Origin of the sequence: Corynebacterium striatum ATCC 6940 (assembly GCF_000159135.1) — a bacterium.
GTDB lineage: Bacteria > Actinomycetota > Actinomycetes > Mycobacteriales > Mycobacteriaceae > Corynebacterium > Corynebacterium striatum.
Map to the genome: position 1 here is coordinate 137,308 of NZ_GG667528.1, position 20,347 is coordinate 157,654.

The 20,347-nt window shown below is 59.9% G+C and carries 18 protein-coding genes; all 18 read right to left on the reverse strand.

Annotated features, from left to right (window positions below; all coding sequences use genetic code 11):
- Window position 1: 1 nt before the first annotated feature.
- A complete protein-coding gene (locus tag HMPREF0308_RS11045; RefSeq protein WP_005531631.1) occupies window positions 2-616 on the reverse strand; it encodes a riboflavin synthase in 615 nt (204 codons plus the stop codon).
- A gap of 37 nt (window positions 617-653) precedes the next feature.
- A complete protein-coding gene (ribD, locus tag HMPREF0308_RS11050) occupies window positions 654-1,688 on the reverse strand; it encodes a bifunctional diaminohydroxyphosphoribosylaminopyrimidine deaminase/5-amino-6-(5-phosphoribosylamino)uracil reductase RibD (protein ID WP_005531633.1) in 1,035 nt (344 codons plus the stop codon).
- Between the two features lie 77 nt (window positions 1,689-1,765).
- Window positions 1,766-2,431: a ribulose-phosphate 3-epimerase gene (rpe, locus tag HMPREF0308_RS11055; RefSeq protein ID WP_005531635.1), complete on the reverse strand. Its 666-nt coding sequence runs from the start codon at window positions 2,429-2,431 to the stop codon at window positions 1,766-1,768.
- A gap of 64 nt (window positions 2,432-2,495) precedes the next feature.
- Window positions 2,496-4,016 carry an RsmB/NOP family class I SAM-dependent RNA methyltransferase gene (locus HMPREF0308_RS11060; protein WP_005531636.1) on the reverse strand — a complete coding sequence of 507 codons (1,521 nt, stop codon included), beginning with the start codon at window positions 4,014-4,016 and terminating at the stop codon, window positions 2,496-2,498.
- Window positions 4,013-4,966 (reverse strand): methionyl-tRNA formyltransferase, encoded by a 954-nt coding sequence (gene fmt / locus HMPREF0308_RS11065; RefSeq protein WP_005531638.1) that lies wholly within the window; start codon window positions 4,964-4,966, stop codon window positions 4,013-4,015. Before fmt ends, HMPREF0308_RS11060 begins: the two co-directional genes overlap by 4 nt.
- Before the next feature lie 58 nt (window positions 4,967-5,024).
- Window positions 5,025-5,534 carry a peptide deformylase gene (gene def, locus HMPREF0308_RS11070; RefSeq protein WP_034657519.1) on the reverse strand — a complete coding sequence of 170 codons (510 nt, stop codon included), beginning with the start codon at window positions 5,532-5,534 and terminating at the stop codon, window positions 5,025-5,027.
- A gap of 133 nt (window positions 5,535-5,667) precedes the next feature.
- Window positions 5,668-7,704 carry a primosomal protein N' gene (locus HMPREF0308_RS11075; protein WP_005531642.1) on the reverse strand — a complete coding sequence of 679 codons (2,037 nt, stop codon included), beginning with the start codon at window positions 7,702-7,704 and terminating at the stop codon, window positions 5,668-5,670.
- Window positions 7,705-7,715: 11 nt separating this feature from the next.
- Complete coding sequence (gene metK, locus HMPREF0308_RS11080; protein ID WP_005531644.1) at window positions 7,716-8,948, reverse strand: methionine adenosyltransferase; 1,233 nt, start codon at window positions 8,946-8,948, stop codon at window positions 7,716-7,718.
- Between the two features lie 120 nt (window positions 8,949-9,068).
- Window positions 9,069-10,343, reverse strand: coding sequence for a bifunctional phosphopantothenoylcysteine decarboxylase/phosphopantothenate--cysteine ligase CoaBC (gene coaBC / locus HMPREF0308_RS11085; protein ID WP_050765455.1), 1,275 nt, complete (start codon window positions 10,341-10,343; stop codon window positions 9,069-9,071).
- A 110-nt stretch (window positions 10,344-10,453) separates the two neighbouring features.
- Window positions 10,454-10,756 carry a DNA-directed RNA polymerase subunit omega gene (rpoZ, locus tag HMPREF0308_RS11090; protein WP_005531648.1) on the reverse strand — a complete coding sequence of 101 codons (303 nt, stop codon included), beginning with the start codon at window positions 10,754-10,756 and terminating at the stop codon, window positions 10,454-10,456.
- A gap of 40 nt (window positions 10,757-10,796) precedes the next feature.
- Window positions 10,797-11,366: a guanylate kinase gene (gmk, locus tag HMPREF0308_RS11095; RefSeq protein WP_005531650.1), complete on the reverse strand. Its 570-nt coding sequence runs from the start codon at window positions 11,364-11,366 to the stop codon at window positions 10,797-10,799.
- A gap of 8 nt (window positions 11,367-11,374) precedes the next feature.
- Window positions 11,375-11,695 carry an integration host factor, actinobacterial type gene (gene mihF, locus HMPREF0308_RS11100; protein ID WP_005531652.1) on the reverse strand — a complete coding sequence of 107 codons (321 nt, stop codon included), beginning with the start codon at window positions 11,693-11,695 and terminating at the stop codon, window positions 11,375-11,377.
- A gap of 294 nt (window positions 11,696-11,989) precedes the next feature.
- Window positions 11,990-12,829 (reverse strand): orotidine-5'-phosphate decarboxylase, encoded by an 840-nt coding sequence (gene pyrF / locus HMPREF0308_RS11105; RefSeq protein ID WP_005531653.1) that lies wholly within the window; start codon window positions 12,827-12,829, stop codon window positions 11,990-11,992.
- Window positions 12,813-16,154, reverse strand: coding sequence for a carbamoyl-phosphate synthase large subunit (gene carB / locus HMPREF0308_RS11110; RefSeq protein WP_005531655.1), 3,342 nt, complete (start codon window positions 16,152-16,154; stop codon window positions 12,813-12,815). The genes pyrF and carB overlap by 17 nt, the downstream gene beginning before the upstream one ends.
- A gap of 25 nt (window positions 16,155-16,179) precedes the next feature.
- Window positions 16,180-17,349 carry a glutamine-hydrolyzing carbamoyl-phosphate synthase small subunit gene (carA, locus tag HMPREF0308_RS11115; RefSeq protein WP_049062358.1) on the reverse strand — a complete coding sequence of 390 codons (1,170 nt, stop codon included), beginning with the start codon at window positions 17,347-17,349 and terminating at the stop codon, window positions 16,180-16,182.
- Between the two features lie 44 nt (window positions 17,350-17,393).
- Entirely contained in the window at window positions 17,394-18,743 is a 1,350-nt protein-coding gene (locus HMPREF0308_RS11120; protein ID WP_034657521.1) for a dihydroorotase, read from the reverse strand.
- Window positions 18,744-18,759: 16 nt separating this feature from the next.
- Window positions 18,760-19,713, reverse strand: a complete 954-nt coding sequence (locus HMPREF0308_RS11125; RefSeq protein WP_005531660.1) for an aspartate carbamoyltransferase catalytic subunit — start codon at window positions 19,711-19,713, stop codon at window positions 18,760-18,762.
- Window positions 19,714-20,292 carry a bifunctional pyr operon transcriptional regulator/uracil phosphoribosyltransferase PyrR gene (pyrR, locus tag HMPREF0308_RS11130; RefSeq protein WP_005531662.1) on the reverse strand — a complete coding sequence of 193 codons (579 nt, stop codon included), beginning with the start codon at window positions 20,290-20,292 and terminating at the stop codon, window positions 19,714-19,716.
- Between the last annotated feature and the right edge of the window lie 55 nt (window positions 20,293-20,347).

The window sequence follows — 20,347 nt, forward strand, 5'->3', positions numbered from 1 at the left end:
TCTAGCCCTTGCCGTTGGCGCCGGAAGCGTTAGGCCCAAACATTTTTTCCACGTACTTGGCCAGCACATCTACTTCGAGGTTGACTGCGGCACCAACTTCCAGCTGCCCGAATATGGTGTCGCGCAGCGTTGTCGGAATGAGAGAGACCTCGAACCAGTCTGCGCCGATGCTGCTTACCGTCAGCGAGGTGCCGCTGACTGCGATAGAACCCTTCTCTACCACGTATCGCGCAAGTCCGGCGGGCAGCTCGAAACGCACCACCTCCCAGTTCTCAGACGGGGTGCGCGAGATGAGTTTCGCAGTGCCGTCGACATGGCCCTGCATGATGTGCCCGCCCAAGCGGGTGGTTGGAAGCAGAGCACGCTCCACGTTGACCTGGGACCCCACGCGCAGTTCGCCGAGCGCCGAACGATTTAGGGATTCCTGCATGACGTCGGCGATGAAGACGTCCGCGGTTCGCTCGGCCACGGTGAGGCACACGCCGTTGATTGCGATGGAGTCACCAAGGGCGGCGTCGTCAAGTATCTTAGGCGCGGCGATTCCTAAGCGGATCGCGTCTCCCTGCCGCTCCAAGCAAGCGACCGTGCCGATTTCTTCCACGAGTCCAGTAAACAAAATCTATCCTTTAACTTTTAATCTCGAAGGCTTGACTCTACTCGTCATCCACGTATGGCCTGCGCACGTACTCGATGAGCACATCGTCGCCCAGCACGGTGGTGCCCACGCGCTGAAAACGACGCGCATCCTGCAAGGTTTGGGCCACCGGATGGGCCAACACTCCCCGCCCCTCTCCGAGCAACAGCGGCGCAATGTAGGCCTGCACCGCATCCACGTATCCGGCATTGAGGAAGGCGCTGGCCAGCCCGGCCCCGCCCTCGACCAACACGTCGCGTGCGCCCGCCTCGTAAAGGGAGATCAGTGCGTCATCGATGTTGGCAAATTGGTCGTAGCCAAGTTCGCGCAAATGCGATGATGCCGCTCCCGCATCCTCTAAGTTCCTTTGGCCAATCACGACGCGGCGCGGCTGTTGCTCCCGCAGCGTGCCATCGGGGAAACGAGCGGTCAACGAGGGGTTGTCTGCCAGCGCGGTGCCGGTGCCGATGATGATGGCGTCACGCCGCGCGCGGTCGACGTGCACCCATTCACGCGCGTGCTCCCCGGTAATCCATTGGCTCGTACCATCGCTTGCGGCGGTAAAACCGTCGAGTGTTTGCGCAAACTTTAGGGTCACGTGCGGGCGGCCCAGGCGCAGCGAAGTCAACCACGGGATGAGAGCATCGGACACGGGCAACTCCGCAGGCGCTTCAATCTGTGCGACCTCAATGCCCGCGGCGCGCAGAGTCTGCGCCCCGCCAGCAGCCACGCCGTTCGGGTCAGGATGCAGGAAATATACCTGGGAAATATCCGCCGCAATAAGGGCTTCCGCGCAGGGGCCAGTGCGCCCAGTGTGGTTGCACGGCTCGAGTGTAACGACTGCTATGCCGCCGCGGGCGCTGCTGCCGGCCTCTTGTAGGGCCATGACCTCGGCATGCGGCCCGCCTACGGGCTGAGTGGCGCCAGTGCCTACGAGGTTGCCCTCGGCGTCGAGAATGACTGCACCCACCGGCGGGTTGGGGCTCGTCGTGCCGCGCACGGATTGACCCGCCTCCATCGCACGGATGAGGGCGGCATCGAGGTCAAGCTTCATAAAGACTTTCTGATTGCAATTTCCGTTTGGTCAAGGACGGTCCCACGAAAGATTCGGGGCGTGAAGCAGTTAGAAAACTATTGCGAGGCCAGCTGGCGCAATTCCTCGACTGCTGCGGCCTTGTCTGCTTGCTTGTAGATGGCAGAACCGGCCACGAACGCGTGGCAGCCAGCTTCCGCGGATGCAGCGATGGTCTCGGCGGAGATGCCACCGTCGATTTCGATCAGTGTATCGAGGCCCTGCTCATCAATGGCAGCGCGCAATGTGCGTACCTTATCCAGCATCTCAGGCATAAACTTCTGGCCTCCGAAGCCAGGTTCGACCGACATTACGAGTGCCAAATCAAAGTGCTCCAGTTTGTCCAACCACGGCTCGATAGGAGTGTTGGGTTTGATGGAAAAGCCCGCGCGTACGCCCATGCCGCGGATTTGATCCGCCAGCGCGAGCGCCGCATGCTCGTCAGCGACGGCTTCCACGTGGAAGATGATGCAATCAGCGCCTGCCTCAGCGTAGGTTTCGACCCACTTTTCCGGTTCCTCAATCATGAGATGGACGTCCAAGACCTGGTCCGTGATGCCATCAACAGTCTTGGTGATGTCAGGGCCGAAGGACAGGTTGGGCACAAAGTGGCCATCCATGATGTCGACGTGGATCCAGTCAGCGTTGTGTACCGCACGTACCTCTTCCCCCAAACGGGAGAAGTCAGCGGCGAGAATCGAAGGGGAAATAATCGGTGCAGGCATGGTGTTCAGTCTAGACCTTCCCTTCGATTGCGCGCAGCCACTTCTTTAGCAGCTCGGCTAACGCTTAGTCACGACGAAGCGCGGCGAAGAACATCGCGTCGGTGCCGTGGCGATGCGGCCACATCTGGACCGACTTGTGATGTCCAACGTCACCCATATCCGGAATGAGTTCGTGGGCATCGAGCTCCACGGCGCCCAGCTTGGCGACGGCGCGATCCACAACGTCGCGCGTTTCCCTCAGGTCCGGCGAACACGTCGAATAAACCACGACACCGCCGGGGCGCACGAGCTTGAGCGCGGATTCGAGCAGCTCAAACTGCAGCTCGTTGAGTCCGGCGATGTCGGACTCGGACTTGCGCCAACGAGCCTCCGGACGGCGACGAAGGGCGCCAAGGCCGGAACACGGGGCGTCGACAAGCACGCGATCGAAGCCAGCCAAAAGGCCGGGGTTACGGCCGTCAGCTACGTGCACACGAACAGGCAGATCCGCAACAGTCTTCTTGATGAGCTCAGCGCGGTGCGGCGAGACTTCCACCGCATCGACATGGGCCTGCTCAATGCGTGCCAGCGCACCCATGAGGGCCGCCTTGCCGCCAGGGCCCGCACACAGGTCGAGCCACCGCCCGGAATCAGTACCTGCAACGGGTGCTTCGACCACTGCGCGGGCAATGAGCTGCGAGCCTTCATCCTGGACCGCGGCAAAGCCCTGCTTCACAGGCTCCAGATCACCCGGATCACCAGATTCCATGTAGACGGCATAAGGCGAGTACTTGCCTTCTTCGTTGCCGGTCATAAGCGCCAGCTCCTCGGCGCTAATCTCGCCGGGACGCGCTACTAGGTGGACGATAGGACGCTGGGAGTCGCCTTCCAGCGCTGCTTCGAGTTCGCCCAAGCCGACGACACGGCTAAAAGACTGTGCGATCCACGCGGGATGCGCGTGCTTGAAGGCCAGTGCCGCGATCTCGCCCTGCGGGGCGAGCTTGTCGAGCCACTTCTCGGCTGGGGTGCGCGTGATGGTGCGCATGATGCCGTTGGCAAAGCCCTTAGCTTTCTCAAAGTCTGCGGCCTCAACCAAACGCACAGTGGTGTCTACGGCAGCATGCGGCTCCACGCGGGTAAAGAGCACCTGGTAGGCGCCCAGCCGCAAAGCATCCAAAACCTCAGGGGCAATTGCATCAAGCGCACGGGACGAGCACTCCCCGATGACTGCATCGAGCACTCCCTCGGTGCGCAGAGAACCATAGGTCAGCTCGGTTGCAAAGGCAGCGTCGCGGCCTTCAAGCTTGTGCACGCGCAAAGCCTTGGGCAAGGTCAGGTTCGCAAACGCATCATCGCTGTGAACGCGGCGCAGTACCTCAAAGGAGACCGCACGAGCGGTGTCTACGCCGCTTCGTCGCGCAGCCTGGACGAAGGAGTTCTTCTCCTGCGCGCCCCGCCTGCCTCGAGGGTGGTGTGAATTACGCGAATTATTCTTGCCTTTGCGCTGCAAAGATCCGCGTTGTGCGTCACGCGCATACTGCTTACGCCCATCGGCCTTGCGCTCGGAATCGCCGCCTTTGGAGCGGGAACGGAAACCACCACTCATGAGAACCTCACCTCTTTGTTGCCGCCCAGGCCGCGCGCCCAGTCTGCAGCGTTCATCATCTTCTTGCCGGGGACTTGCAGACGCTCCAGCTTGACTGCCGCATCAGCTGTGCCGACGTACACGGACTTCTTCGTAATGTGCGCCTCACCTGGTGCGAGGGCAACGCCCTCAAGTGCCGGGTCAACGCCTATGAGGCTAACCGGGCCAAGCTTGACTCGCTCCTCCCCAAGCATGGTCCAGGCACCCGGGGCCGGGGTGTGTGCACGAATGTGGCGGTCGATGGCTTCCGCGGAATCCTGCCAATTGACGCGAGCATCCTCAACTGCGATCTTGTGCGCGTAGGAGGGCTCGCCCGATTGCTCGTGTGGGGTGATGGTGCCTGCCGCCAAGCCGTCCATCGTTTCCACCAAGAGATCACCACCGGCATAGGCCAGGCGGGTCAGAAGATCGTCTGCGGTATCAGTTGCCTGAATCTTCTCTTCGAGCGTGCCCAGGATGACGCCGGTGTCCAATCCCTTATCGATACGGAACGTAGTAGCACCCGTGACTTCATCGCCGGCTGCGATCGCAGCTTGCACTGGGGCCGCACCGCGCCACGCAGGTAGCAAGGAGAAGTGCAGGTTGACCCAGCCATGGCGCGGTAGGTCAAGAAGATCCGGCGTAATAAGGTTGCCGTAGGCCACAACGGGGATAGCCTCAGGAGAAAGATCCCGCAGACGTGCGCGCAGCGCCTCGCCGTCCTCGGTGCCGGGCTTGAGGGTGCTTGGGGTGAGCACCTCGATTCCATGTTTTTGAGCCAGCTCTTTCACCGGGCTGGGGTGCAGAGTACGGCCCCGGCCCCTGCGCGCATCGGGCCTAGTGATGACCGCGACAACCTCATGCTTGGAGGCAATGAGCTTTTCCAAAGCCACCACTGCGGGCTCCGGGGTACCGGCGAAGACAATTCGCATGCTGAACCTTTACTTCTTTCTTCTCTTGTTGCTCTAGTTTCTTAGGCTGCTCTAGCTACTAGGAGTTAAACCACTCTGAATTGCGGATAACCTGCATCGCTTCTTTGCGCCGCTCAGGGGTGAGCCTTTGCAGGAACAAGACGCCATCAAGGTGGTCAGTCTCATGCTGAATGCAACGCGCCATCAACCCGGAGGCCACCATCGAGATGGCATTGCCCCGTACATCGCGGCCGTGGACCACGACCGATTCATAGCGCTCGGTGTTTTCGGTGATGTCCGGAATCGATAGGCAGCCCTCGGGGCCGTCCTGCGTCTTGTCCCCCAACGGGGTCCACACCGGGTTGATGATGGCCCCACGCAAGCCGGTCTGAAAGTGGGAGCAGTCATAGACAAAAATGCGCTTGGTCAAACCAATCTGGTTTGCGGCAAGGCCTACTCCGCCGGCCGCGTCCATGGTCTCCAGCATGTCATTGGCCAAGGCCTCAAGCGATGAATCAAACTTTTCAATCTCGGTAGCACGAGACGTCAAGACTGGATCGCCGTACATGCGAATTGCTCTGATTGCCACTGCGGAACCACTACCTTTCAAACAATTACGTCGCACTCGACAATAGTGGACATGCCAGACACAGCGGCGGACTGGGTAGACCCAGCAGCACTAAACCGTCTCCACCACGCGCTCCACGTCCATAAGCTGGCGTTTAGCCGACGTGAATTGGGTCTACCTGAATGCGCAGTGGCAGCTCGTCCTTACGGGCGCTGCGCGCAGCGTTGGCGTTGCGCAGCGCCGTGCCCAGCTGTGAGCGCGGCCCCAACGGGGTGCGGATGAGTGCCCTTTGTGGCGGTCCAAAGCGCTGTTCGTCATACTCACCGGGCAGGGTGACTCCGGGCGGAAGCGGGACCGGGCCCAGGATCTCAGCATGCTCAGGCAGCTCTGCAATCGAAAGAAAGTGATCCAGTGCGGCATCCGCTCCATCCACGGCTGCCATATGCACGGCCGGTGGGAAGCGCACTTCCCGACGCCCCGCCAGCTCAGCGCGCGCTGCTGCCACCATGTCCCAATTCACTAAATATTGGACAACTGCTAACGCCTCATCCGCAGCGATAATCACTTCCCCGCCTTTGGAGTGCGGGCTCACCAAGGTCGCTGCCGCAGCCCACTTGGCCAGGGCCTCTTCGGTTGCGCGCAGATCCTGACGATTGAGCAGCGTGGCAGCTTCTAGCAGCAGCGCCGCGCCATAATGACCGCCGTCCGCAACATGGGGTTCCGCACCGGGAGTCGCAATGACAAGTGCCGGCTCCCCTGGCACTTCATCGATGACCTTGTTACCGCCAGACATGACAATCCGCGTGCTTGGAAAGGCGCGACCCAGCTCTTCCGCCGTACGCTCCGAGCCCAATACGATGGCGCGCAGGCGCGGCGAGCCGCATTCCGTGCACCGGAACTTGGAGTCGATGCGTCCGCACCACGTACAGGTTGGCAGGGATGCTTGGCCCTCATGCCCACCGTGCGAATCACCCGGCAGGCCAAGCGGACCGTTGCAATGGCGGCACCTTGCCGGCGCGCGGCAATTCCCGCATGCCAGGATGGGCGCGTAGCCCTTGCGCGGGACCTGCACGAGAACTGGTTCGCCGCGGTCGAGGGCACGACGCGCGGCTTGGTAAGCAGGACCGCTTAGCGACGTCGTTCCGCCCTGCAGATCACGCGCCACCTGGAATCCGAAGGCTCCGACCGGCGTGATCGCAGGACGCCGCGCCGAAAGCGACGACTCACTCGGCACTAGGTCGTGCGCCCACCCCGACTCCACCAGGAGCTGCGTCTCCGCGGTGCGCGAATGACCGGCCAAAATAAGACTGCATCCCTCCAACGCAGAGCGCGTGGTGAGCACCTCGCGCGCATGTACGTAGGGCTTGAGATTATCCACGAGATTGTCGTCGCCATCGTCCACGATGACGGCAAGGCGCAGATTCGCCACCGGAGCAAAAGCCGCAGACCGCGTGCCGATGACGATGCGTGCCTGGCCCACCAAGGCTGACAGATAGCGCCGGTACCTAGCCTGCGGACCAGTGGCGTTGCCGAGCACGGTTACCTGTTTAGCCGCGACTATCTCGCGCAGCGCACGCTCGAGCTTGTCGACGTCACGTTGATCCGGCACCACGATGAGCGAGCCGCCTCCGTCTACCGCGATTTTTGCAGCCAAAGCAGCCAGCGCTGCCGCCCAATCATCGCCGGGTGCTACCTGCCAGGCAGCGCGCGCAATGCCGCCGCCTAGCACTGTATCCACGAAAGACTCGCCGAACTGATACGCGGACCAGCTGGACAGATCGGGTTCGCTGGCGTCTCCCAGCTCCTCCCACGGCGTCGACAAGTCTGATTCTTCCGCCTTGGCATGACGCGGAGGGATAGCGGAACGAATGATGTCGGAGCGAACTGCCCCGTACCGGGCGGCAAGCGATTCGACGAGTTGTGAGAGCTGCGCTGGATAGACTGCAAAGGGTGAGATCACTCGGTCGAGATAGCGCAGCTCGCCCGCGAACTCCGAGTCGTTGCGGCGCTCCAGAACGATGGCGTCGCTAAGCCGCCCATTGAAGCGGATACGTACGCGAACCCCAGGCTGTGCGGCCTCCGATTGTTCCTCGTCCACGCGGTAGTCGAACCCGCGATCTAAGTGAGCAACCCCTAAAAGAGGCAACACCCGCGCGACCGGTTTGTGGGCGGCGGGTGTTCTCTTCGGCATAGGCTCAGATTCTACAGGCCAGCTGCCTTTCGCAGTGCGGCGGCACGGGAGGTCGACTCCCATGGCAGGTCAACGTCGGTACGACCGAAGTGACCATAGGCCGCAGTCTGCCGGTAGATAGGACGCAACAGATCGAGATCACGGATGATGGCCGCCGGACGAAGGTCGAAGACCTCGTTGACTGCCGCTTGAATAGCGGCGTCGCTGAGTCCCTCGTGTGCGGTGCCGAACGTCTCGACGTACAGGCCCACCGGCTTCGCACGGCCGATGGCGTAGGCCACTTGCACCTCGGCCCGATCGGCGAGTCCTGCGGCGACGATATTCTTAGCCACCCAACGCATTGCGTAAGCTCCGGAACGGTCAACCTTACTCGGATCCTTGCCAGAGAAGGCACCGCCGCCGTGGCGGGCCATGCCTCCATAGGTGTCAACGATGATCTTGCGGCCAGTAAGACCCGCATCGCCCATTGGGCCGCCGAGGATAAAGGAGCCGGAAGGGTTAACGAGCAAGGTGGTGTCTTCGCCGTAGTACTTTTCCAAGCCAGCATCCTGGATGACCCATTCGACGACGTGCTTGCGCAGCTGTTCCTCAAGCCACTTCTGGGTCACGTCTTGGTCGTGCTGGGTGGAAATGACGATGGTGTCTAAGTGCGAAGGAACGTTGTTGTCGTCATAGGCGGAAGTCACCTGGGTCTTGCCGTCTGGGCGGAGGTGATCAACGATCTTCTCCTTGCGCACCTCGCTGAGGCGGCGGGAAAGGCGGTGCGCCAGAGCGATAGGCAGCGGCATGAACTCGGCGGTCTCGTTGGTGGCGTAGCCGAACATCAGGCCTTGGTCGCCGGCGCCTGCGGAGTCATTCTCCTCATCAAAGTCGTCACCGCGATCGCGGGCCTCGGTAGAGGTGTCGACGCCGGCGCCGATTTCCTGGGACTGCTCGCCAATGGCGACGTTTACGCCACAGGTGTGTCCGTCGAATCCAACGTCAGAAGAGGTAAAGCCGATGTCCGTGAGAGTCTTGCGCACCAATTGGGGGATCTCGACATAGCCGGTGGTGCGGACCTCACCTACTACGTGGACCTGGCCGGTGGTGACTAGGGTCTCGACGGCGACGCGAGCATGCGGGTCCTTCTCGAGCAGCGCGTCGAGGATGGTGTCGGAGATTGCGTCGCAAATTTTATCCGGGTGTCCCTCAGTCACAGACTCACTGGTGAACAAACGGGTAGCCGGTGCATGGTTAACAGTCACAAATATTCCTTAGTGCAGAAAGAAGTGCTTATTTAGCGTTCATTGCATGGTTCTGGCCCCAAGCTTTAACAACTAGCCAGCATAGACCAAGCGGTCTATTAATGCAATTAGGCCGGTCTACTAGCTGAGGATTTGATTCACAGCATCCAGGATCTGCGCTGCGACCACATGCTTTGAGCCATGGGCAACGACTTGCGGCTCGCTATCCCGGCGTAGAATCCACCCTTCGCTGGTGGTCTGGCCGAAGACCTTGCCCTCGCCCACTTCGTTAGCCATGAGTACATCGCAACCCTTGCGTTCAAACTTCGCTTGCGCGAACTCCAAAGCCGTATGGGTGGAATCGCCAGTCTCGGCTGCAAAGCCGACGATGACGACGCCTTCTTTGAGCTCTCCTGCTGCACACTGGGCCACCAGCCCCTTGAGGACATCGGGATTTTCCACGAGCTGGAGTGAGGAGAGGGCGTCGTCAGCCGTGCCCTTTTTCATCTTTGAGTCGGCGACGAGCGCTGGCCGGTAGTCAGCGACGGCTGCGGCCATGATGATGACGTCGGCGTCCTTCGATTCCTCAGCCATTGCAGCCTCTAGGTCTGCGGTAGAGACCACGTTTCGGATTTTGGCTCCGGATGGCACAGGAAGCTCAGCGGTATTTCCGGCCACGATGACTACCTCTGCCCCGCGCTGCGCTGCAATCTCGGCTAACGCAAAGCCTTGGCGCCCAGAAGAGCGGTTGCCGAGGTAGCGCACTGGGTCTAGGTTCTCCTGGGTGCCTCCCGCGGAGATGACGACCTTCTTGCTTGTCCAATCATGCGGGATACGGTAGCCGTCTAGCTCAGTGCGCACGAGCTCCGCGATCTGCGCAGGCTCAGGTAGACGGCCGGGGCCAGAATCCTTACCAGTAAGCCGTCCATGGGCAGGCTCCATGACTGTGATACCACGGCGACGCAGCGTAGCAACGTTTTCAACGGTGGCCGGATTGAGCCACATCTCGGTGTGCATGGCCGGTACTACGATGACCGGGCACGTGGCCACAAGCACGGTTGCTGTCAGCAGATCATCTGCGCGGCCTGCAGCGATTCGGGCGATGACATCTGCAGTAGCCGGCGCGATAACAACGGCATCAGCATGCTGGCCAATATTGACGTGCTGCACCTCATCGACGGCATCGAATACAGTTGTGGAGACGGGATTGCCGGAGAGCGCTTCGAAGGTTGCAGCGCCAACGAAGTTTAGCGCAGCGGGCGTTGGAACAACGCGGACTTCATCGCCGTGCTCTTTAAGGTCACGGACCAAGTGGCAAGCCTTGTAGGCAGCGATTCCGCCAGCCACGCCAACGACGATGCTACGCGGCTGCTTCGCCGGCTCCTGGCTGCTAGTAGGAGCCGCTAGATTCTCAATTGCGTCAGTCACCCGCCCGAGTCTACAGGGTGGTACTCCACGCACTTGAACATGCCGAAGGCCCCCAATCACATCGGGTGATGCGAGCGGGGGCCTTAACGGGAGAAAGCTTACTTGCCTTCCTCGTGGTCGAGGAGGCCAGCTTCAATCTCACGAAGAGCGATGGAAAGCGGCTTCTCGCCGGCCTCAGGAGTTACCAGAGGTCCAACGAACTCGAAGACGCCCTCATCCTGCTCTTGGTAGTAGCTGTTGATCTGGCGCGCGCGCTTTGCGGCAAAGATCACCAGTGCGTACTTGGAAGAGACCTTGTCGAGGAGCTCATCGATCGGAGGGGCGGTAATGCCCGTTGGCGGATCGAATACTGGCTCTGGCTTCTGGGCCTCAGTATTAGCAGGGGTGGTCACGTTAGTCACATGCACCTTTACTTCACTTGGAAATGGTCAAAATCTAGTTCTATCCCTGCAGGATATCACTAATTGCTGCCACGGCGTCATCAAGATTTTCATTGACAACCACGTGGTCGAACTCGTCTTGAGCGGCAAGTTCCGCGTGTGCGGTTTCTAGCCTGCGGTCGATGACATCCTGCGGCTCCGTTCCACGACCGGTCAAGCGCTCAACGAGCACTTCCCAGGATGGTGGCGCCAAGAACACGGTTTTTGCCTCAGGCAAAGCCGCCTTGACGTTGCGAGCCCCTTCCAGATCTACCTCGACAAGCACGGGGCGACCAGCTGCCATTGCCTCTTGTACGGGACGGGCAGGAGTGCCGGAGCGCTGCAGGCCGCCGTGGATTTCTGCCCATTCGAGCATCTCCCCGGCGTCGATACGCTGTTGGAAGGTTTCAGGAGTAACGAAGAAATAGTCAACCCCGTCCTGCTCACCAGGTCGGGGTTGACGCGTCGTCATTGAGACGCTGAAGTACAGCTTGTCGACGTCATTGCGCAGGCGCGAAACTACAGTGGACTTACCCACCGCGGAAGGCCCAGCCAGAACGACTAGGCGACCGCGTGTAGTTGCGTCAGACATCGCGACTCTTATTCGCCGTAGCCGAAGCGCTCGAGCAGAGCACGGCGCTGGCGATCACCGAGGCCGCGTAGACGACGGGTCTGAGCAATCTCGAGATCTTCCATGATTTCCTTAGCCTTGACCTTGCCAACCTTCGGCAGAGCCTCGAGGAGCGCGGAGACCTTGGTCTTGCCGATGATCTCATCGGTCTCAGCCTTGTCCAGAACGTCCTTCAGGTTGGTCTCGCCGCGCTTCAGCGCAGCCTTGAGCTCAGCGCGAGCCTTGCGAGCCTCAGCAGCCTTTGCGAGAGCTTCCTTGCGCTGCTCATCAGTCAACTTGGGAAGGGCCACGGGTTTCCTCCGATTTCATTAGATTGATAATTTACGTCCAGTAAGTCTTACCAGATTCCGGCCGCAATAACGGGAGCGAATCCCTTGATGCCATGAGAACTCCCCAAGCTACAACCCATGAGTAGAGCTCGGTTTTGTCACCTGGCGCGAACCGACTTCTGGCAATCCTAGCACTGGTGTTTACGCGATGACATTACTTGGGTCCAGTTTGGATGGAATTCCCGCACGTCATCGCGGTGCGTTTTACAAACTACCAGGTAAATGGCGGGCCTGTTAATCGGCCACACCACTTCCCTAAAAAGCAGTCTCTGCCAGTGCTTCCTTTACGGCTTCCTGCAGGTCACGCACCTGAGGACCGCGCTCGAGCACAGAGCGGGAAACATTTGCAAAACCAAGTTCCGGCGCTGCGATGGTGATTGCTTTCACGTCCTGTGCCGTGGCCCCTTGTGCTCCAACGCCAGGAAGCAGAACTGGACCCGCAAGCTGGTCAAGGACCGGTGGATGCTTTAATGTTGCACCAACAACTACTCCGACATTGCCAGCACGGCCTTCTGCCGCGTAAGACGCATTAATCGCAGCACATTGATTGACCACTCCCTGTGCCACTGTCACACCGTCAGCGTCCTTGATGGACTGGGAACTCACCGCTTCAGGGTTGGAGGTCGCAGCGAGAACGAACACACCGCGTCCAGTCTCTTCCGCCAAGTCGAAGACTGGTTTAAGAGAGCCAACCCCCAAATACGGCGATACCGTGACCGCATCCGAAAGCAACGGTGAGGTCTCTCCTAACCAGGCATCAGCGTAGCCAGCCATGGTGGAACCGATATCACCGCGCTTTGCATCAGCAAGCGTGAGACATCCGGCCTCGCGTAGGCCCTGGAGTGTTTCCTCCAGTACTGCAAAGCCGGCGGAGCCGAAACGCTCAAAGAAGGCCACCTGCGGCTTAACCACCGCAACAGTGTCAGCAAATGCTTCCACACAGGTGCGAGCAAACGTCCGCAGACCGTCGACATCGTTGTTCAGGCCCCAGGCCTGCAGAAGGTGCGCGTGTGGGTCAATGCCTACGCACAGACGTCCGCGCTCAACCCCTGCAGCGACCAGCCGCTCACCAAAGGTCTTACTTGGTTGGACCATGCTCGAGCTCCTGGAGTGCACGGACCTCGAGGTCGCCAACACGAAGCGCCTCAATACCCTGAACCGCTGCGGTTACGCCCTGCACAGTGGTGATAAGTGGCACGCCTACAGATACCGCAGCCGCGCGGATGTCGTAGCCATCGTGGCGTGCGGTACCAGAACCAGCTGGGGTATTGAGGATGAGGTCAATCTTGCCACCAAGGATTTGGTCCACGATGGATTCCTGGCCCTCTGCAGCCTCGGATACTTTGACTGCTACTTCACAGTCAATGCCGTTGCGGCGCAGCATCTGCGCAGTTCCCGAGGTAGCGATGATGTTGTATCCCATGTAGGCCAGACGCTGGATCGGGAAGATGAGGGTGCGCTTGTCGCGGTTAGCCACCGAAACAAACACGTTGCCCTCAGTTGGCAGCGGGCCGAAGGCTGCCATCTCGCCCTTGGCATAAGCAGCACCGAAGTTGCTGGCAAGGCCCATGACCTCACCGGTGGACTTCATCTCCGGCGAAAGAAGGGTGTCAAGCAACTTGCCGTCTTCGCGGCGGAAGCGATTAAACGGCAGAACAGCTTCCTTAACGGCGATCGGGTGCTCAATTGGCAGCGAGCCGCCATCGTAGTCAGTTGGAATCATTCCCTCAGCCTGCAGGCTGGCGATAGAATCGCCCAACATCACACGTGCGGCAGCCTTAGCTAGCGGGACGCCTGTTGCCTTAGAAACGAAAGGCACGGTACGCGATGCGCGCGGGTTAGCCTCGATGACGTAGAGGATGTCATCCTTTAGTGCGTACTGAACGTTCATCAAGCCCTTCACGCCGATGCCGTGCGCAAGGGCGCGAGTGGACTGACGGACCTTTTCAATGTCCTCAGGGCCCAGGGTCATAGGAGGCAGTGCGCAGGAGGAGTCACCGGAGTGAATACCGGCTTCCTCGATGTGCTCCATAACGCCGCCCAGGTAGACATCCTCGCCGTCGCAGAGCGCATCGACGTCAATTTCGATTGCATTATCCAAGAAGCGGTCAACTAACACTGGGTGGTCGGCGGTGATTTCGGTGGCGCGCTCAATGTAATCGCGCAAGGAGGTCTCGTCGTACACGATCTCCATACCGCGGCCGCCCAAGACGTAGGACGGGCGGACCAAGACGGGGTATCCAATACTGAGGGCAACAGAACGTGCCTCCTCAAAGGAGGTGGCGGTACCAAAGTCTGGTGCTGGCAGCTTTGCTTCGGCAAGTACCTTGCCGAACTCGCCGCGGTCCTCGGCCAGGTCGATCGCTGCTGCGGAAGTACCAACGACTGGAACACCGGCCTGGGTCAGGCGCTCAGCAAGGCCCAGTGGAGTTTGTCCACCAAGCTGGACAATGACGCCAGCTACCGGGCCGGACTCGGATTCCGCATGGAATACCTCCATCACGTCTTCGAAGGTTAACGGTTCAAAGTAAAGGCGGTCAGCAGTGTCGTAGTCCGTGGACACGGTCTCAGGGTTGCAGTTAACCATGACGGTCTCGTAGCCCTGTGCGGACAGCTCGAGCGCTGCGTGAACACAGGAGTAGTCAAATTCGATGCCCTGGCCAATTCGGTTCGGGCCGGAGCCCAGGATGATGACTTTTCCTTTGCTGTCGTCCGGCGCCAGCCGGACCTCGGACTCAGCGTCTGGGTCGAGCTCGTAAGAGCTGTAGTGGTACGGAGTCTGTGCCTCGAACTCACCTGCACAGGTGTCGACGGTCTTGTACACCGGGCGAATGCCCAGGGACCAACGCAGGGAACGAACGCCATCCTCGCCCGCGAACTCAGGACGAAGCGCGGCAATCTGGGCGTCGGAAAGCCCGAAGACCTTTGCCTCACGCAGAAGCTCAGCATCGAGAACCGGCGCATTAACGAGTTCTGCACGGAAATCAACGAGTGCCTTGAGCTCAGCAAGGAACCATGGGTCAATCTTGGAGTGCTCGTGGAGTTGCTCAACGGTAGCGCCCAAGCGGAAAGCTAGTTCGACGTCGTACATGCGGCCCTCAGTCGGGCGCTCGAGGTCCTTGAGGACTGCGTCCAGATCCTGAGCACGATCGCCTGCAAAGAATTCGTCAGGCTTGGTCCAGAACCCGTTAGGCTTGCTCTCGAGCGAACGCATCACCTTGTTGAGACCAGAGATGTAGTTGCGGCCGATGCCCATGGCCTCACCCACCGACTTCATGGTGGTGGTCAGGGTGTCATCTGCACCTGGGAACTTCTCGAAAGCAAAGCGAGGAGCCTTGACGATGACGTAGTCCAAGGTCGGTTCAAAGGCGGCCGGGGTAACACCCGTGATGTCGTTCTGAACCTCATCCAGCGTGTATCCAATGGCCAACTTTGCAGCCAACTTGGCGATGGGGAAGCCCGTTGCCTTGGAGGCAAGAGCGGAGGAACGAGACACACGCGGGTTCATCTCGATGACGATGATGCGGCCATCAACCGGGTTGACGGCGAACTGGATGTTGCAGCCGCCGGTGTCAACGCCGACCTCGCGAATAATCGCAATGCCGAGGTCACGCATCTTCTGATACTCGCGGTCGGTCAGGGTCAGGGCTGGTGCCACGGTTACAGAGTCACCAGTGTGCACGCCCAATGCATCGACGTTTTCGATAGAAGCGATGACCACGACGTTATCGTCGCCGTCGCGCATCAGCTCGAGCTCAAATTCCTTCCAACCAAGGATGGATTCCTCAATGAGAACGTTGGCCTCGGGCGAAGCAGCCAGGCCGCCGCCTGCGATGCGGTCGAGATCTTCCTGGTTATAAGCCAGGCCAGAACCCAAACCACCCATGGTGAAGGAAGGACGCACGACTACCGGCAGGCCAAGCTCTGCAACGGTCTCGTGGACCTCGTCCATGTTGTGGCACACGCGGGAGCGCGCAGACTCGCCACCGATGGAGGCCACGATGTCCTTGAACTTCTGACGGTCCTCGCCGCGCTCGATAGCGTCAATGTCTGCACCAATGAGCTCGATACCGTACTTATCAAGAATGCCAGCGCGGTCGAGCTGCACGGCAGCGTTCAGCGCGGTTTGGCCGCCCAGGGTAGCCAGGACGGCATCAATCTTGTGGCCCTCTTCGAGCTCCTTGACGATGATCTTCTCAATGAAGACAGGGTCGATTGGCTCGACATAGGTGTGGTCGGCAAATTCCGGGTCGGTCATGATGGTGGCCGGGTTGGAGTTGACCAGGGTGACGCGCAGTCCTTCTTCTTTCAGGATGCGGCAGGCCTGGGTGCCCGAGTAGTCGAACTCACAAGCCTGACCAATGACGATCGGGCCGGAGCCGATAACCAGGACGTGGTTTACATCGTTGCGCTTTGGCATAAGTTTCTAATCCTCTTCCTGGTTCTTACTTGTTCGGGGTGTGCTCGGTCATCAGCTCAATGAACTGATTGAACAGTGGGTTGGCATCGTGAGGGCCGGCTGCCGACTCAGGGTGGTACTGCACGGAATAAGCCATTCCGTCCTTGAGCGCCACGCCTTCAATGGTGTTGTCGTTAAGACAGGTGTGGGTCACGATGCCGCGACCGAAGTCGGTGTCGAATTCCTCGCCAGCCGGATTCTCTTTGCCGGATGGGCTAGCGATAGCAAAGCCGTGGTTCTGGGAGGTGATATCAATCTTGCCGGTCAGGTGATTCCGGACCGGAACGTTGATGCCACGGTGGCCGAACTTCATCTTGAAGGTGTCTAGGCCCAGGGCACGACCCAGAATCTGGTTACCGAAGCAGATTCCGAAGAAAGGCACGCGGGCGTCCAGAACATCGCGCACAACGACGACCATCTTGTCAGCGGTTGCTGGGTCACCAGGGCCGTTGGAAACAAAGACCCCGTCCGGGTTGTACTGTTTGATCTCCTCGTAAGGGGTGTTCGCCGGCACGACGATGGTCTCAATTCCGCGCTTAGCAAAGTTGGCCGGAGTCGCTGTCTTGACGCCCATATCGTAGGCAACAACGGTGAACTTCTTCTCCCCCTCTGCCGGAACGGTATAAGGCTCGTTAGTCGAGACCTCTGCCGAAAGGTCAAGACCTTCCATCGACGGCTGTCCCTTGACCTCAGCAAGCAACTCCTCGACAGGGCGCTCAGCGGCCTCGCCGCTGAACACGCCGGCGGCAATGGAACCGTAGTTGCGCAGGTGGCGAACCAGGGTGCGGGTGTCGATGCCGCGGATGCCGATGATGCCCTGGTTTTCCATCTCTTCGGAAAGTGAGCGCTCGGCACGCCAGTTAGACACGCGCTGTGCAAGGTCGCGGATAACCAAGCCCGCGACCCAGATCTTGTTGCCGTGGGACTCGTTGTCCTCGTCATTCCAGCCAGTGTTACCGATCTGTGGTGCGGCTGCAACCACAATCTGGCGGTGGTAGGACGGGTCCGTCAAGGTCTCCTGGTAACCGGTCATGGCGGTGGTAAACACTGCCTCGCCGAGTGTGGTGCCGGTGGCGCCGAACCCGTATCCACGGAAGGTACGACCGTCAGCCAGCACGAGAATTGCCGGGATCCTTGCCGGTTTGTTGTCAGTCACAATGTGGCCTTTCTCTGGCTCAAAAGATTTCCTAGGTTGCAAGATTACTTGCCTTCAGCTTCGTCTGCGCCGAGTTCATAAGTTACGGTGCCGCGCAGAATGGTGTGGGTGACGCGGGCGCCAAACTCCTCACCTTCATAAGGATTGTTTTCAGACTTCGAGGCAAGCTGCGTGGAATCAGATACCCACGGGTGCTCCGGGTCAACGATGGTCAGGTTCGCAGGCTCGCCAACCTCAATCGGACGACCATGACCTGGTAGCTTGGTGATCTCAGCTGGGCGCTCAGACATCACGCGGGCGACGAAACGCCAATCAGCGAGCCCAGTGGCAACGAAGATTTTCGCAATGACCGCCAGTGAAGACTCTAGGCCCAACATGCCAGGCTTCGCGTTCTCGAACTCCACACACTTGTCCTCCGAGCCATGCGGCGCATGGTCGGTTGCAACGACGTCGATAAGCCCATCGAGCAGGGCTTGGCGCAAAGCAAGGGTGTCACGCTCCTCGCGCAGCGGCGGGTTCACTCGGAACACACCGTCATAGGTCACGAGCTTCTCGTCGGTGAGCAGCAGATGGTGCGGGGTGACCTCTGCGGTCAGCGGGATGTCCTGGCTCTTAGCCCACTTCAAAAGCTCCACCGTGCCTTCGGTCGAGGCGTGACAGATGTGCATACGGTTGCCGTAGTCACGGGCGAGCAGGGCGTCGCGGGCCACGATGGACTCCTCAGCCGCGCGCGGCCAGCCACGCAGACCCAGCTTCGCGGCGGTCTCGCCCTCGTGCGCCGAAGCACCCTGGGTCATACGGTGATCCTCCGCGTGCTGCGCCAACAAGACATCCAACCCCTTGGCGTATTCCAGCGCGCGGCGCATCAGCTGCGGATCCTGGACGCACTTACCGTCGTCGGAGAACATGCGGACCTTCGCGTCAGAGCGCGCCATCATGCCGAACTCAGTAAGAGTCTTGCCCTCGAGGCCCTTGGTGATGGAACCCACCGGGTGAACGTCGCACAAGCCCAGTGCCTGCGACTTAGCCCAGACGGACTCAGCGATGATCGGCTGGTCAGTAACCGGAGTGGTGTTAGCCATGGTGAACACCGCAGTGAATCCACCCTTGGCGGCTGCCTTGGAACCGGTCTCGATGGTCTCGGTGTCCTCACGGCCAGGCTCGCGCAGGTGGACGTGCATGTCCACAAGGCCCGGCAGCAAGACGTTGCCCTGACCGTCGATGCTCTCATCGAAGGAGGTGTTGGATTCCAAGTTTGCTCCGATGGCAGCAATTACGCCGTTCTCAATAAGGAGCTGCACTGGCTCGCCTTCACCATAAGGGCGAACGTTGGTCAGCAACAGACTCTTTTCCGCGGGGGCGGAAAGACGGCCGGTTTCTGGATAGTTAGTCATAAGTTGCTCTCCCCTTTTAGATTCCAGCGTTCTCGCCATTAGTCAGAAGTGTGAACAGCACTGCCATGCGCACGTGGACACCGTTGTTTACCTGCTGCAGAACCACAGTCTGGTCATAGTCAGCCACCGCGTAATTGATCTCCATGCCACGGAGCATAGGACCTGGGTGCATGACGATGGCGTCCTTCTTCATCGCTGCAGCACGGGTCTTGGACAGCCCGTAGAGGTTGGCGTATTCGCGATGCGACGGGAAGAAGCCACCGTTCATGCGCTCAGCCTGAACGCGCAGCATCATCACAACGTCGGCGTCGGCAATCTCAGAGTCAAAGTCATAGGAGACGTTCACCGGCCAGGTATCTACTCCGAAAGGCAAGAGGGTCGGCGGTGCCACAAGGGTGACCTCCGCGCCAAGCGTGGTCAGCAAATCAACATTGGAGCGGACTACGCGGGAGTGCAGGCAGTCACCAACGATCTTGACCTTGAGACCCGAGAAGTTTCCGTCCTTTAGACCAAGACGCTGACGCATAGTCAAGGCGTCGAGAAGCGCCTGCGTTGGGTGCTGGTGCGCGCCATCGCCCGCGTTGATAACGGACGGGCCTTTGCCACCTGGTGCAACCCATTCGGAAAGCTGCTGAGCAGCTCCCGAAGATGGGTGGCGGATGATGATGGCATCCGCGCCAATGGAGGAAAGAGTGAGGCCCGTATCCTTGAGGGACTCGCCCTTCTTCACTGACGACGTCGAGGCAGACAGGTTGATGACATCAGCAGACATCCACTTACCCGCGGTCTCAAACGAGGAACGGGTGCGAGTGGAGTTTTCATAGAACAGGGTAAAGACGGTACGGCCGCGCAGCGTCGGCAGCTTTTTAACCTCACGGCCGTCGAGAGCCTCGTGGAACCGGTCGGCTTCGTCGAGAAGGCCAACGATCTCGTCCTTGGACAGATCTGAAATGGACAGTAAGTGCTTCATTTAAGCCTCCGCGGTGGTGCGGGTCAGGACGACGGCGTCGCGGTCGTCAATATCAGCGTTGAAGACGGTGACGTCTTCGTCGCGTGCCGTAGGGATGTTCTTGCCCACGTAATCAGCGCGGATCGGAACCTGGCGGTGACCGCGATCAACGAGGACAGCGAGCTGGATGATGTCGGGGCGTCCCACGTCCGAGAGAGCATCAAGTGCCGCTCGAATCGTACGACCGGAGAACAAAACGTCATCAACCAAAATAACGGTTGCGCCGTTAATTCCTCCGTTAGGGATCTTGGTTGGCTGCAGGGCACGGTGCGGTTTGCTGTTGAGATCATCGCGGTAGAGCGTGATGTCCAACGAGCCCCATGGAACTTCCACCCCTGAAAATTCCTCAATTTTGGTTGCTAGGCGCATAGCCAATGGCACGCCACCAGAGGGAATGCCAAGGAGTACGACCCGAGGTGCGTCCTCAGAGTCGAGCGCCGTCTTTTCAATGATCTGGTGCGCGATGCGTGCGACAGTTCGCGCGACGTCATCAGAGCTCAACAGCTCATTTGACTCCGCGTTGGTGCCAGTTCCACTCATCGTGACCTCCTTCCCCGCCTCACGGTGCGGTCTTTAAAGGATGCCGGTAGATGTA